Below are 14,981 nucleotides of genomic sequence, written 5' to 3'. Positions count from 1 at the left end.
TACTTGCAACTCTGAACTCCCGACTGATAACTCACTACTCCCAACTCCCAACAGCCAACTCACTCCCCCGCCCAATCCGCCATGAACACATTCGTATCCCTTGTTCCGCCGTTGTTGCGGTTGGAGGAAAACAAAATCTTTTTGCCATCGTGGCTAAACATCGGGAACGCATCGAACCCTTTGTCGCGGCTTATTTTTTGCAAGCCGGTGCCGTCCACATTCATCAGGTACATATTAAACGGAAATCCACGCGGGTATTCGTGGTTGGAGCAAAAAATAATGCGGCCATCCGGCGTAAAATTCGGCGCCCAATTGGCCCCTCCCAAACTGGTTACCTGCCTTGCATTGCTGCCGTCGGCATTGGCCACCCACACTTCCATTTGCGTAGGCGCCACCAGGCCCTGTGCCAGCAGCTCTTTGTATTCTGCAATGGCTGCGGCACCTTTCGGCCGGCTGGCACGCCATACTATTTGCTTGCTGTCGGGGCTAAACCATGCACCACCATCATAGCCCAAATCTTTAGTGATGCGTTTTGTTTTACCCGACTCCATCTCCATCACGTACAGGTCCAGGTCGCCGTCACGCATGGAGGTAAACACCATTTGCTTTCCGTCTGGCGAAATGGTGGCTTCTGCATCGTAGCCCGGTGTATTGGTGAGGCGGCGGTGCGTTTTACCCAAAGTATCCGTAATAAAAATATCATAGCTCGCATACACGGGCCAGATGTAGCGGTTGCCCCATTTAGCCCGGTCGGGCGGTGGCGGGCAGCTATCGGCGCCCAAATGCGTTGATGCATAAACGATATGTGCACCATCGTGTGTAAAAAACGCGCAGGTAGTGCGGCCCTTGCCGGTGCTCACCATGCGAAAGTTGAATGCTTCGCCTGCCGCCGGTGTTTGGCCATAAAAAATCTGGTCGCAGGGCACACCATCTTTTACCGAGGTGCGCTGAAACACAATGCCCTTGCCGTCGGGGCTCCAATAGGCTTCGGCGTTATCGCCACCAAAAGTGAGTTGTTGCACGTTGGCAAAATGCCGCTCATCGGGATACAGCAACGTATCGGCAACCGGCGCTGCTGCATGCGCAGAGAAAAATTGAAATGTGGTTAACGCAAAAACGACAAGCAGGGATTGGGCAGAATAAGGCATGGCTCCGTGTTAATGAAGCACAAAAGTATCCAGTGCGTCGCCCTTTGCTCATCACAAAACTGTCAAATAGTACCCGAAGGCTGTAGCTTTGCCGCCTGATGAAACCCATATTTTTCTGCTCCATGATCATGTTGCTGGCTGCCTGCTCCAACAGCGGCCAGCATTCTATTTTGCAACAACCGCCCTACGCAGCGTTTACCGATAGCATTGCATCCGAACCCAACCGTGCCGACCTCTACTACCGCCGCGGACAACTGCTGTTGCAGGACGAACAATCAGCTCTTGCCGAACAAGACTTTAGGCAGGCCTGGACCCTGCAGCCCAACGAGGACCATGCCATTGGCGTGGCCCGTTACCTAATTGCCCGCAACACCGATTCAGCCGTGCTGTTTTTGGAAAAAGCAGTGCAGCAGGTGCCGCAAAGCCTGGTGCTGCAGGTAAGCCTGGCCCGTGGCTACCAAAAACAAGAGCAGCCGGATAAAGCGTTAGCTGTGTGCAATCGCATCATTGATGCATACCCAAATCAACTGGACGCATTGCAGTTAAAAGCCGATATTTTAACGGCGCAGGAAAAGCCCGCCGAAGCGCTGGCTACCCTGGAGCAGGCGCACCACTACGCTCCTTTTGATCCCGAGTTGGCCCACAACTTGGCATTTGCTTATGCCGAAGCCAAAAACAGCAAAGTTCTGGCACTTACCGACTCACTTATCCGGGCCGATTTGGCGCAGCGCCATGCAGAACCCTACTATTTCAAAGGCGTATATTTTGCCAACACCGGCAACAGAAGTGCAGCGTTGCAGCAGTTTGACGAGGCCATCCGCCGCGATTATAATTACCTCGATGCACACATGGAAAAAGGCGTGTTGCTGTATAATGGTAAACAATATGGCGCTGCGCAAAAAGCATTTGAGCTGGCACTGACCATTTCGCCATCGTATGCCGATGCACACCTTTGGCTGGGCAAAACAGCCGAAGCGCAGGGCCGCAAGGCCGAAGCAAAAAATCATTACACCAGTGCATACAGTCTGGACAAATCGCTGGGGGAAGCAAAGGAAGCCGCGGAGCGGTTGTAGTTGGAAGTTGACGGTTGATAGTTGACAGTGGAATGTTTTTAAAGACAGTCTATTGCTCAATAAAAACTTGTCGCTAATAAAGTAAACGTTGACCTTTGCGCCGTCAACTAATCCGGACTTCGGACTTCGGACTTCGGACTTCGGACTATAAACTATAAACTTAGACCTCTCCTCATGCCCATCATTGCCCCTTCCCTGCTGGCCGCCGATTTTTTGAACCTGGAACAAGCCTGCAGGCTGGTAAACGAAAGTGCCGCCGAGTGGCTGCACATCGACATCATGGACGGCCGTTTTGTACCCAACATTTCGTTTGGACAGCCGGTGCTGGAAGCGGTGCAAAAAGTGGTTACTAAAACGCTGGATGTGCACCTGATGATTGAAGAGCCGGAGCGTTATGCCGAGGATTTTGCAAAACTGGGCGCCAATTACCTCACCGTTCACTTCGAAGCCTGCCGCCACCTGCACCGAAACGTGCAGCAGATAAAAGCGCTGGGCATGAAAGCCGGCGTGGCCCTGAACCCCCACACACCAGTGCACCTGCTCGAAGATATTTTACCCGACCTGGACATGGTGCTGGTGATGAGTGTAAACCCCGGATTTGGCGGACAAAAGTTTATACCGCATTCGCTGGAAAAAATTGCCGCCCTACGCCGCATGATCAACGACAACGGCCTTTCCACGCTAATTGAAGTGGATGGCGGCGTTACCACCGGCAATGCCGCACAATTGGTAGCTGCCGGTGTGGATGTGCTGGTAGCGGGCAGCTCCGTTTTCCGCGCCGCGGATCCAATGGCGGCGATCGATGCGCTGAAAAAAGCCTAAGGAATATCGAACAGAGGAACAGACGAACAAGAGACAAGGAATGATGAACCGATGAAGGAAACAGCCAATAATCAATAATAATTAATTACTGATTATTTGATCATTGATTATTGTGTGCCATTCTCCACCTTACTTCGATATTCGACATTCCTTGTTCGTCTGTTCGATATTCACTAAGCTCTGCTCATCTGTTCCACATTCCCTTCCCGCTTTTTACTATCTTGGTGCTACTATCGCTATGAAACCACTGCTGCGACATTCCATACTGCTGCTGTTACTCCTTTGTTCCGGCGTTCTTTTGGCCCAAAAAAATACGGCATTTGTACAGGGCAAAGTGGTCAACGAAGAGGGCCAGCCGCTGGCCGCTGTTTCAGTTACCATTTTAGGACAACAAAAAGGCATCGCCACTTCCGACTCCGGCATTTTTCGCATCCGGGCCACGGCCGGCCGGGCATTTGCGCTGATTTTTTCCTACACCGGCTATAAAATAGTGCAGCAAAACTTTATGCTGCTCGAAGGCGAAGAAGAATCGGTGACCGTGCAGTTGGAACGCATGGGCACAACCCTCGGCGGCGTGGTGGTTCGGGGCCAGCAACCCCGCACCGAAACCGGCCTCATCCGGATAGATGGAGGGAACATATCCAACCTGCCTGCGCCGGTGTCCGGTGTGGAAAGCCTGATCAAAATATTTGTGGGTGCCAACAACGAGCTGACTTCGCAATACACGGTTCGTGGTGGATCCTACGATGAAAACCTGATTTACGTAAATGACTTTGAAATATTCCGGCCCTACCTGGTGCGCAACGGCCAGCAGGAAGGTTTGAGTTTCATTAACCCGGCGCTGGTGCGCAACCTTAATTTTTACAACGGCGGCTTCTCTGCCCGCTATGGCGACAAAATGAGCTCAGTGCTGGATATCCAGTACAACAAGCCGCAACACTTTGGCGGCTCGGCCAATATTTCGCTGTTGGAGCAAGGCTTGCATTTTGAAGGCTTGAGCCGGGATAAGAAATTTTCTTACGTCATTGGTGCCCGCAATCGCGACAACCGCAACCTGCTCCGCAACCAGGCCACCGAAGGCATTTACCTGCCTTCCTCGTCCGACATTCAGGCACTCCTCACCTACCAGTTTTCGCCGCAGTGGCAGGCCGAAGTGCTCGGTAATATTTCCGCTACGAGGTTTACATTTTACCCGTCGTATACACAGCTTTCCTCCTCGGTGGTAACTCCCTACCTCACCGCCAATATTGCCGCCGACATTTTTTTTGAAGGCAGTGAAAAAAGCGCCTACAGCACCCAGATGCTGGGCATTGCCGCCACCAACCAGCGGCGCAATAACGTACGCCTCAAATGGCTCGTTTCCGGTTTTCGGAACAAGGAAGCCGAAAACATCGACATTGCCGGCACCTACCTGTTTGGCGACCGTGATTTCGACAAAAGCCAGCCCACATTTGGCACCATCATCAACCCGTTGGGGTCGGGGGCTTTTCAAAACTGGTCGCGCAACAACTTGGATATTGCCAACTACAACTTTTCGCACAAAGGGCAGTGGCAGCGCGGCCGCCGGCAGTTGCTTTGGGGCGCCGGCTATGACCGCACCCAGATCAACGACCAATTATACGAATGGGAAATGCAGGACTCGGCCGGCTACAGCCTGCCCTTTCAGCCGGGCCAACTGAACATGAAGCGCTTTGTGCGATCGGCCGCCGACATTGGCATTAATAAATTCAACGGCTACCTGCAACATGGTTGGTTGTTTGGCGATTCCGTCAATGCGTTTACCCTCCAAACCGGGCTGAGGGTAGCGTACAACGATCTGAATGGCGAGATCCTGATTTCACCACGCATCAATGCTTCGTGGAAACCCGGCTGGCGCCGCGATGTGATGTTCCGGGCAGCGGCAGGCGCTTACCACCAGCCACCTTTTTACCGCGAACTGCGGCGCATGGACGGCTCGGTAAACAAGGACCTGAAAGCGCAAAAAAGTTGGCAGGGCGTGCTGGGCATGGATTACCAGTTTATTGGTTTTGGCCGCCCCATGCGCCTGACGGCCGAAGGTTATTATAAATACCTCACCGACGTAGTGCCTTACGACATCGACAATGTGCGGGTTCGCTATTTTGGCGAAAACACGGCCAAAGCCTACGCGGCCGGCCTCGACCTGCGCCTGCACGGCGAGCTGGTTAAAGATGCTGAAAGCTGGATTTCTGTTAGCCTGATGCGGACCCGCGAAAACCTGGAAGGCGATGTATTCAAAAGGTACACGCTGGATTCGCTCAACCAGCCCATCGACAGCACCATTGGCGAAGCGGGCTGGCTGCGCCGCCCCACCGACCGGCTCATCACGTTCGGCATGTTCTTCCAGGATTATCTGGCCAACAACAAAAATTTTAAAGTATACCTGAGCACGTTGTATGGCACCAACCTGCCCTACAACATCCCGGGCAGCGTGGCCAACCGCAATGCGCTGACCATTCCGCCCTACATCCGCGTGGATATTGGTTTTAGCGCCCTGTTGCTCAACACCGATAAATCGGCACGGCGCAGCCACCACCCGTTCCGCAACCTCGACAACATCTGGCTGGCGCTGGAAGTGTTTAACCTCATCGACCGATCCAACACCATCTCTTACCAATTGATCAAGGATTTTGCAAACAACACTTTTGCCATGCCCAACCGGCTCACACCGAGGCTGCTGAACTTAAAGTTGACTACAAGGTGGTAGTCAAAAGAAAAGGACATTTATGTAACGGGCTGCATCATTCGCCCCAGCACTTGTTGTGTCACTCACTTGTGCGTTCCGTAACGCCATTCAGCTTTTCCGGCCTGAGTCAAGAAAGCATCAGGAAAGGCTAATACAGGAACAGCCCCCGGCTGTACCGAAGGCTGTTCTATATAAAATGATATCATTTTAATTCAAGTCACTTCCCCCTTTCGGCTGCACCCAAAACTCATCGCGCCAGCCGCCGCAGGCGGGCATTTCGTCGGCCAGCGCTGCTTCAATCGCCGCCATCTGTTCGGCAGTTGCAATCTGCTCGATCAGTGGAAACAATTGCCGCTCTTCAAAGCGGATGTGATAGTTTACGATTTGCGCCAACCGCTCCATTGCCGGCAACGACGGCTTGCGCATGATCTCGGCAAATTTATCGGCAATGGCTTCGTGCTCTTCCAGCATTTTTTCCATCATCGGGTGCAAAGGTCCCAGTATCGGCAGCAGGTCGGCTTCTTCCTTTTGAAAATGCGCCGCAAAATGACTGGCCCAGCTCCAGGTACAAAAACGGGCAATGCGTTCCTTGGCTATTCCCAGCTTAATGCCCTGGCGGATCTTCCATACAAATAACAACCCGTCGTGGTGCTCGCGGCTCAGCGGCGCCAGTTCTTTACTTCGTTTGATTGGTGTAACTGCTGTTGGCATGGTGCAAAGGTAGGCAGGCAAGCCGCTTCTGCGGCCTGAGCCTTGTCGGTTTGAGGCAAGATATAAGTCAGTTTTCACATTCCGTAACCCAAAAAAATGGCCGCAGCAATTGCTGCGGCCATGGTGCTATCATGCGCCTATTTATCTAATCAAGGTGACCGTTCCCTTGCGATACACCGGCCCGCAATTGGTGGTGGCTCTTAGCTGGTACACAAACACCTCGCTTCGCATTTTCTGTCCTTTAAAGGTGCCATCCCAACACTGGGTTGGGTCGTTGGTTTGGTACACCAGATTGCCCCATCTGCTGTAAATGGAAAGCTGCAGGTCTTTCACGGCTCCCCAGGTTGCCACGCCAAAGCAATCGTTCATGCCATCGCCATTGGGTGTAAATGCATTTGGTAAATTGTACTCGCCGGGGCCGGGTGCCACCACCACCTGCACCGAACTTTCCGCCGAACAACCTTTGTCGGTGGTAACCCGCACGGTGTATAGCGTGGTGGATGAAGGTGCCGCAACAGGGTTGGCCAGTCGCGGGTTGTTCAGGCCGGTGGCAGGCGTCCACAGGTAAGTGGCGCCACCAGTTGCAGCCAGTTTGGATACCCCAATGATACAGTTCACATCGTTTGATTTAGCCACCGTTACAGTGGGCAGCGGGTTCACCACAACCTTAGTGGTTACCGTATCAGTAAGGCCACAAACGGTGTTGGTGATCACCACTCTGTAGCTGGTGGTTACGTTGGGCTGCACTGTTTGGGTTGGGCTGGCAAGGTTGACCAATCCGGGTGCCGGCAGCCATTGGTAAGTATCGCCGCCGAAGGCCGTCATCGTAGTGCTTGCGCCAATACAAATCTGCGGGTTGGCTGGGTTCACACCAAACGGCGCCCGGGGTGTCACCGTCATATTCATGGTGGTGATCAGGCTGTCGCAACCCATAAAGTTGCGCAGCGTATCCTGGTAAATGCCTGTGTTGCGCAGCACCCGCCCCGATGGCAGCGTGTACGTTTTACCGGCACACATGCTGTGGCTCAATTGCTCCCGCTTCACATCATACACCACAAGGTTCAGTCGGGTAATGAGGCTGTCGCAACCGATGGTGGTGCGTGCCGTATCAATATAATTACCGGTAGCCGATACCCTGCGGCCCGAAGGCAGCAGGTAACTGGCGCCAGCGCAAATCTGTCCCGAAACATCCTGACGTTTAACCGTTTGTACCGTGAGCCTGGTGGTAATGATGCTGTCACAGCCGGCGCCATGCGCAATGGTATCGACAAAGGTTCCGGCAATGGACACAGTTCGTCCGGACGGCAGGCGATAGCTCGAACCTTCGCAAATGGAAACAGCCCGTGTAACTGCTGGCAGCGGCACAACCGACAGCCGCGTAATTACAACGGAGTCACAACCGGTTGTTGCCCGCAAAGTATCGCGGTAAGTGCCGGCAGTGGCTACTTTTTTGCCGGATGGCAAAGTATATACCGCGTTGGCGCAAACGCCTGCATTGATTGTTGTACTGATTTCGTTTCGTACAGTTAGCCGGGTGGTAACCGTACTATCACAGCCGGTGTTAGCGCTGGTAAATACATCGGTGTACACACCTGCCTTGTCCACCACTTTGCCCGACGGCAATGTATAGGATGTACCAAAGCAAATGGTGGCCAAGTGCTCCGACTCGATCTTATCACGAACGGTAAGCGTGGTGGTAATGATGCTATCGCAACCGGCTGCGTTGCGCAGCGTATCGTTGTATACGCCAGTTGCCGCTGCTGTTTTTCCCGATGGCAACGCGTAGGTTTTACCAAAACAAATGGTAACGGCGTTGGCACTGCGGGTAACCTTATTCACTGCAAGCGTTACCGTTGTGATCACGCTATCGCAACCCGATGTATACCGCAATGTATCGGTGTACACACCTGCCGCATCCAATTTTTTACCCGAAGGCATCGAATACTGACCGCCTTCGCAAATGGCCGCATTGATGGACGGCCGCAGCAACTGCCGTTCTATAATTGTCGTTGTTGTAATCGAATCGCAACCTACTGCCGAACGCAACGTATCGGTATACACGCCTGGTGTAACTATTTTGCCGGAAGGCAGCGTAAACTGCGCTCCGTTACAAACATGATGGGTAAACGAAGTGCGTACCGGCTGCACCACAGTCAATATCGTGGTCACCACGCTATCGCAACCGCCGGCGGTTTTTAAACTATCGGTGTACGTACCAGCATCCGTTACCATTTTGCCGGCAGGCAGCGTAAAGTTTTGGCCTGCACAAATGGTCGCATTTTGCGTGCTGCGCAACACATCGGCAATGGTGAGCACGGTAGTAATGATGCTGTCGCAGCCGGCACGGGTGGTAAATTCCTCGCGGTAAGTGCCGGCCTTGTCCACTACTTTGCCAGAAGGCAAAGTATAAGTATTGCCCGAACAAATAGCTGCATTGATGCGCAGGTCGTACACAGCATTTACTGCCAGGTTGAGCTTGGTAATAATGCTGTCGCAACCCGAAACATTGCGCACCGTATCGTTGTAATTGCCGGTGGCAGCCACTACCACGCCGGAGGGCAGCGCATAAGTTTGGCCGGCACAAATAGAAGCAACCAAGGTATTGATTTTAGCCGCGGGACTTGGTGCAACCACTACCGAATCAAGGCCGGTGCAACCATTGGCGTCGGTTACCTGTAACCGCAATTTGCCGGTTTGCGCCGTGCTGACGGTGCGGGTAGTTTCGCCGTTGCTCCATGCATAGGACGCAAAACCTGCTCCTCCATCCAGTTGAATGGCGCTGCCTTCGCACAGCGGCCGGTTGCCAATAATTCTTGGCTGTGGTTTGGCTCTTTGCGTGATTGTTTTGGCAGGCGATTCGGCCCAGCAACCGGCATCATTTCGAACGCTTACTTTGTACGAGCCGCCAGCTTTTACCCAAATCTTTTGCGTGGTTTCGCCGGAGTTCCACAAGTAGCCGGCAAAGCCGTTACCCGCATCCAGCTGCACGCTATCGCCGGCGCAGAGGTTGGTGTTTCCGGTGATGGTTGTTTGTGGTGGTGTGGTTTCGCCCACCACAATCGAATCGCGCAGCGTGCAATTGCTTACCGTGATATCCACCCAATAAGTGCCGCCCTGCGTGATCTTCCGGGTGGCGCCTGTTGCCCCATTATCCCAACGATACCCCGATGCACCGCCCAGCGTTGCATTGAGGGTATGCCCGGCCGCGGTAAAGCACAGTGTAGTATCCGATCCAAGTGGCCGTGCATCTTCGGCAGTGGCCACCACAAAGCTGTCGCGGATGGAACAACCGTAAGCTTTTAAGTCTACCCAATAGGTACCGGGTTGGCGCACACTGATGGAGCTGCCCGTTTCGCCGGTGCTCCATTTGTACTGTTGTTCGCCCTGGCCGTGATAGCCCGAAAGGCTCACTGTTTCGCCGCAAAGCAACAGGTTTTGCAAGGGTTTTTTCTGCAGCCCGCTGATGTACACGTTCACCGTATCGGTAGCCACGCAGCCTTTGTACGTTACTTTGCCAATGATCTGGCGATAGCCGGCGCCCTGTACTTTAAAGAGCGAATCGGTGCCGCCATAATTCCACCAATAAGTTGCGTCCTTATGCGATGTTGCCCGAAGTGTTACCTCGGAACCAGGCGTACACAAATTCAGATCTTCACCCAGGTTCAGGTACGGACGGCCCGGCACCGTAACGGTTGCTTCGGTGGTGTCTTTTTCACCGCAGGTGGTGTTTTCTACAATCAGCCGCACTTTGTAATTTTTATCGGTAGGCAATGCAGGGAAGAAATGCGCCGGAGAAACTTCTTCGGAGGTTTTGTTGTTGTAGCCAAAATCCCAACTGTACTTGATGGACGAGCCATAAGTGGAGAAATTCACAAACCGCACGGCAGTATCTTTTAAGCAATCAAACTCGGTTTGGAAATTTGCATTAACCAAACAGGGCGGCGGCGGCGAACATTTAGCCAAGTGTTTAATGGCGTTCAGTTTCAGCGTAATGTCGCCAGTAACAACAGCACCGTTTTTCAACACCGGCGTTAATACCTGTATAAAATAGCTGCGGCCCGGTGCCAAACATTCGTATGTGTTTTGGGTAAGAGCATCCTGCACACAACTTTGCTCCTGCATGGCGCCACAATCGCCGGTCATCATGCGGTACTTGATATCAGATGAAGCAGCGTTGGTGTTTTCTACAATAAATGCGGTTACATCCAGCGTGTCTTTGCCGGTGATATCGATGCGGAACCAGGAAGATTTATACTTGGAAGTTTCCACACCTGCGGGGCAGGTAAGCTTAGGACCAAACTCGCCATAATCGGTGCCGATGGTGTGGCAGTCCACGATCACTTTTGCATCGCTTTGACCAGCGCCTGTAACCTTTGCCACGAGCGGCGCACTGCAAAAATCACCAGCCTGTTCAATGATCTCGATCTCGGGATACACTTCCTCGTTCAGCCGGTCGCAGCCGGTGAGGAATAGATAGTATGTGCCCTTGGTGACGCAGGTTTGTGCCCAAGAAGATCCATCCTGGTAAATAGTGGATGTGTACGTTTCCCGCTCCAGTCCTTTGTCGGTCGAATCGCCTTTAATGGCTTCGCGGTATAGGTTTACATCGTTGTAGTAATACCCGTTGTAAGGCTTGTTGGTGCGGATGCGGTAACGAATATTGCCTGTTACATTTACCGTGAATTTATACCACAGGGTCCTGGTTGCGCAAGATTGGTAGCCATGACTTTTGGGATCGGTTTCATCGGCCGTGGCGCAGGAATAATTATCCTTCGGCCCTTTTACAATTTTGCCCGGCGCAATCAGGCCCATGTCGCCGGCGGTGGAATAGTGATCGAATTTTGCCGCAACAGAATTGATGGAATCCAACAGCAACTCCACCTCAACCTGGCTGTTTGGATACATTTCAAATTGGTGCCCATACCACCAAGGGTTGCGGTTTTCAACAACAATGTAATACCGTTCGGGAGTAGTGTTACATGGGTCGCGGTAAAACTTAATTTCTTCGGTACCATAGCAATAATAAGTTGAGTTATTGCGCTCCAAGAAAGTAAGGCCTTTGGCAAGTGTTGAATCTACTTGTCCATTAGCCACTACCTGATCAAATGGCAGCGAACCGTCAACATCACTTTTGTACACTGCATAACCATACTGATGCGCCTTGCCTGCGGTTTTATTTTTTACTTTAATATGCACCCAGCCACCTTTATCCACCACGAAGGTGTACCACAGGTTGCGGCGCGGTATATAAGGCGAGCCCGGGTTAGTTGTCTGGGTGTACAAGCCGGATACATTGCCTGCAGTGTAAATAGCTGGTGCGTAAGATGTATAACAGGCCATATCCACCGGGTCCCGTTCCTGGGCGCCGGTAGTGCAGTAAAAGAAATCGTTGCTGGGTGCCCGGCCGCTGTTCAATGGATTGACGTCGCCTTTTTTGCCTTTGTGCCAGGCGCTATCGGCAGTAAGCACACCAAAATCGTAAGCCTTCGCTGCATGATCGAACCGGGAGTAACCAACCTGGTCAATGTAGATACGCGGTGTTACAGAAGTACAGATATGATTATCTCCAGCAAAAATGACAAGGGTATAAGTGCCCGGCTGCAGTTTACACAATTCAATGAGTCCATCAGAAGACAAACATGTTTGAATGGGAGTCGCCGTTTTCATAGCAACGGAATCTTTGCGTACATCGAGGTCGTAAACGGCGCCGAAATAGTTGTTGGTGCGGATGGCTACGTAAGCTTCCTGCGTTGTTTGAAAAACATAATACGCAATCCTGTTCACCGAGTTGTTGCAGGCAGCAGCATAGAAATGTGCAGTATCTACCGAACAATCAAAGTACTCGGTGGGCAAGGTGTAAGTGGTGTCGGTGCGGGGATAAGCAGCGGTGCTGCCCACGCGGTTACCCCATTTGATCTGGAAGGGCTTTTTGGTGGCGGCATCAACGGCTGCTTTGTGCGGCCTGTTGTAATCGGGGTCTTCGCAGGGCTGTGTAATAACGATGGTTACTTTATCCGATTGAAAAATATCGCCGCCATAACCATTGTGGGTTGCGTCGCGCAGCGGCTCGCTGTAGCTTGGGCCTGCGCCGTAGGTAACAATGGTGTACCAGCCAGCAGGCAGCGAACTACAGCGACCACCATTTCCGGTTGCCTGGTTATTAAAACCGTTCCACTGGTTGCCGGCCAATTTCAAACCAGCTACGCCATCGGTAGCTTTACCCGAAAACAGGCGCATCTGCCCACCTTGGGTCCAGCCGCATTCAGCATAATACGAGTTGTAAATTTGTACCGATGTTGCTTTTTCTAAATAAAACTGACGGTAAATGGCCTTCGTCGTAGGGAAGTTTCCAATCTTCAGCGGCGCCAGTCCATCAATGGTAATGGCGTTGTCGTAACAATCAAAACGGTCTTCCAGCGACACCAGCGTATTGCCATATTTTTTGGAAGAATCTAGCAGCGACCCCATGTTTTGCGCCTTTGCCGGTGCATTGAAGCGGGTAGTAAACTTCCGGAGCTGGATGTTGGGCTGGTCGGACTGGCCCACATCGCCGGCGCCACCAAATGTGGCAAGCGTATAGGTACCGGGCACCACGCAGGCCCGCATTCCATAACAACTTTGGTGCGATACGCATTCGGTATGCTTATCGAGCCCTTTCAATATTTTGGGGTAAGTAAATGCATTTTGCGTTGTGGCCAATTGGTCGGCGGCACCTTTGAACATTTTGTAGCGCAGGTACCAGTTTTGGTTGTTCACATTTACAATACCCGAATCCTGCACCACAAACTCGCGGTACATAGCTTTGGTAACGGTGGTGCTGTAATAGGTAGGGCAATTGGTGCTGTCGGGGAGTACGGTAGGCTCACAGCCAAAAGTATCGGCTACAGCTTTGTATTCCACACCGGTCGTCAGTGCTTTCATCACACCGGCAACTTTGTTAATGGCATCAAAAGCATCTTTATTCCGTAAGCTGAATTTGTTTACCGGCTGCAACGCAGTTACATCCAGCCTCAAATCTACACGGGTACCAAGGTGCGTTTGCACACAAAGCGGATTGGTATTGCTACCGAGCGACCCGTAATAAAAATAGTTTTTCGAACGGCCTGTATCGTTGCCCAACACCTGTAGTGTGTATGTGCCTGCAGGCAAACAATCCAAAGTGCTGTTGTATGCAAACTCTTTTACCAGGTCGTCTTTGGTCAGGTTGTTACAATCGGCAGTTAGGTCTTTGTTAAACAGCCGCAGCCACAGGCTCCCGTTGTCACACCACGGGCTGGCCCCGGTAAACACTACTTTGGAAGTGGTAGTGAGCGTAAACGTGAAAAATGTACTCAGGTTATACTTCCGGCCGTTGGTTTCTACGCCGGCTGCCGGCTGTGCATAAGCGCATGGATGCTGTGCGTGGCGGCTGTTGCAAGCCAGGTAATCGGTAGCGGTAGTGGTTTCACCATTCCCGTCCACTTTTAAATTTCCAAGCTTGTTACCGGCGGCCACTTTTGCCGCTACAGCCTCGGGGCCTTTGGTTGGCGCAACACCGCCAAAGGCAATTGCCAAACGAATTTTTGCATTGAAATCTTCTTTATAAAACAACTGCACGGTGTAGGTGGTATTGGGTTCCAGCTCACCGCATTTATAAGTCCGGTAATCGGCATAGTAATGTTCGGTCACCAGGCTGTCGCAGCCACCCACCGCAGTCAGCGCCGATGGTGCCGTTGTTTTTGCATTGCCCTTATACAATCTATAGCCAAATACATTCTTCGGTGTGCCGTATTCGTGGCGAGCCAGCATCACCGACAGGTAATCAAAATAAGCAGGTGTAGTAAACGTGTGCCAGGTGCTGCGGGTAAAATCCATCTTTTTAGTACCCACCTGGCAAAACTCGGCCGCATCATCCACCGATTGGCATTCCACTTCATAATCCACATGGGTTACATAGTTGGTGAGCTTACCAAACTCGTATGCACCGGCTGGTTTGTCGTAAGGTGCCGGCGAACCTTCACCCAATTCCAGTTGCACCGACAGCACTCCGTTGGCGCTGTTTTTTGCCGACACCTGTACCAGGTATTCGCCGGGCTCCACGCAGGGATGAAAGGTTTCGCCAAACAGCGCAATGGGCGTTAGCTTGTCGCTAATCTCGGTATTGGTGGGCACACATCTGTTGGTTTTATATACGGTAAAACCTACATCGCCGGCGGCAATGGCAATGCCCGGTTGTTTCAACGTAACGCGAACGCTGCGGGTGGTGGGGGTCGAAAATTTGAACCAAATGGTTTTATCGGTTTGGCTGGCCACCAGGATGGCTGGCGCAAAGGTTTCGCCGGTTTGTTTGGTGGCTTTGGAAATATCTACGTCTGTGGAAAGAAACTTGCCTAGTTTATAACCGCCTTCGGGAATGGTTATAGTTTGTGCCGAAGCACAGGCGTCATTGGCGGGTTGTGCCGATGCCACCAGTCCGGTGCACAATAAAAAAAACAGGAGGTAGCAGCATAAAGCAGTTGCTCTGGAGCAAAGGGTCGTCATAAA

At 52.2% G+C, this 14,981-nt stretch carries 6 protein-coding genes; 3 read left to right on the top strand and 3 right to left on the bottom strand.

Going from position 1 to position 14,981, the window contains the following annotated elements; translation table 11 throughout:
• Positions 1-59: 59 nt before the first annotated feature.
• Complete coding sequence (locus EPD17_RS09765) at positions 60-1,148, bottom strand: TolB family protein (protein ID WP_132053809.1); 1,089 nt, start codon at positions 1,146-1,148, stop codon at positions 60-62.
• Positions 1,149-1,246: 98 nt separating this feature from the next.
• Here EPD17_RS09765 and EPD17_RS09760 point away from each other — a divergent pair, with 98 nt between their 5' ends.
• The 3 genes from EPD17_RS09760 to EPD17_RS09750 all read left to right on the top strand — a co-directional run bounded on the left by EPD17_RS09760 (position 1,247) and on the right by EPD17_RS09750 (position 5,768).
• Positions 1,247-2,221 (top strand): tetratricopeptide repeat protein, encoded by a 975-nt coding sequence (locus EPD17_RS09760; RefSeq protein ID WP_132053807.1) that lies wholly within the window; start codon positions 1,247-1,249, stop codon positions 2,219-2,221.
• A gap of 174 nt (positions 2,222-2,395) precedes the next feature.
• Positions 2,396-3,043 (top strand): ribulose-phosphate 3-epimerase, encoded by a 648-nt coding sequence (gene rpe / locus EPD17_RS09755; protein WP_132053805.1) that lies wholly within the window; start codon positions 2,396-2,398, stop codon positions 3,041-3,043.
• 238 nt (positions 3,044-3,281) lie between these two features.
• Positions 3,282-5,768 carry a TonB-dependent receptor gene (locus EPD17_RS09750; protein WP_132053803.1) on the top strand — a complete coding sequence of 829 codons (2,487 nt, stop codon included), beginning with the start codon at positions 3,282-3,284 and terminating at the stop codon, positions 5,766-5,768.
• Between the two features lie 186 nt (positions 5,769-5,954).
• Here EPD17_RS09750 and EPD17_RS09745 read toward each other — a convergent pair whose 3' ends face one another.
• Together EPD17_RS09745 and EPD17_RS09740 are read right to left on the bottom strand one after the other, a co-directional pair.
• Entirely contained in the window at positions 5,955-6,458 is a 504-nt protein-coding gene (locus EPD17_RS09745; RefSeq protein ID WP_132053801.1) for a hemerythrin domain-containing protein, read from the bottom strand.
• A 141-nt stretch (positions 6,459-6,599) separates the two neighbouring features.
• Complete coding sequence (locus EPD17_RS09740) at positions 6,600-14,978, bottom strand: gliding motility-associated C-terminal domain-containing protein (RefSeq protein ID WP_132053799.1); 8,379 nt, start codon at positions 14,976-14,978, stop codon at positions 6,600-6,602.
• Positions 14,979-14,981 lie beyond the last annotated feature (3 nt).

It is taken from the genome of Pseudocnuella soli (assembly GCF_004347775.1).
In the GTDB taxonomy this organism is placed as follows: domain Bacteria; phylum Bacteroidota; class Bacteroidia; order Chitinophagales; family Chitinophagaceae; genus Flavisolibacter; species Flavisolibacter aquaticus.
Note: the sequence above shows the minus strand (reverse complement) of the source record. Positions and strands in the feature narration are given on the sequence as shown.

Coding starts and splice junctions, on each gene's coding strand:
- rpe (WP_132053805.1), top strand. CDS start 2,396: ATGCCCATCATTGCCCCTTCCCTGCTGGCCGCCGATTTTTTGAACCTG.
- EPD17_RS09745 (WP_132053801.1), bottom strand. CDS start 6,458: ATGCCAACAGCAGTTACACCAATCAAACGAAGTAAAGAACTGGCGCCG.
- EPD17_RS09765 (WP_132053809.1), bottom strand. CDS start 1,148: ATGCCTTATTCTGCCCAATCCCTGCTTGTCGTTTTTGCGTTAACCACA.
- EPD17_RS09740 (WP_132053799.1), bottom strand. CDS start 14,978: ATGACGACCCTTTGCTCCAGAGCAACTGCTTTATGCTGCTACCTCCTG.
- EPD17_RS09760 (WP_132053807.1), top strand. CDS start 1,247: ATGAAACCCATATTTTTCTGCTCCATGATCATGTTGCTGGCTGCCTGC.
- EPD17_RS09750 (WP_132053803.1), top strand. CDS start 3,282: ATGAAACCACTGCTGCGACATTCCATACTGCTGCTGTTACTCCTTTGT.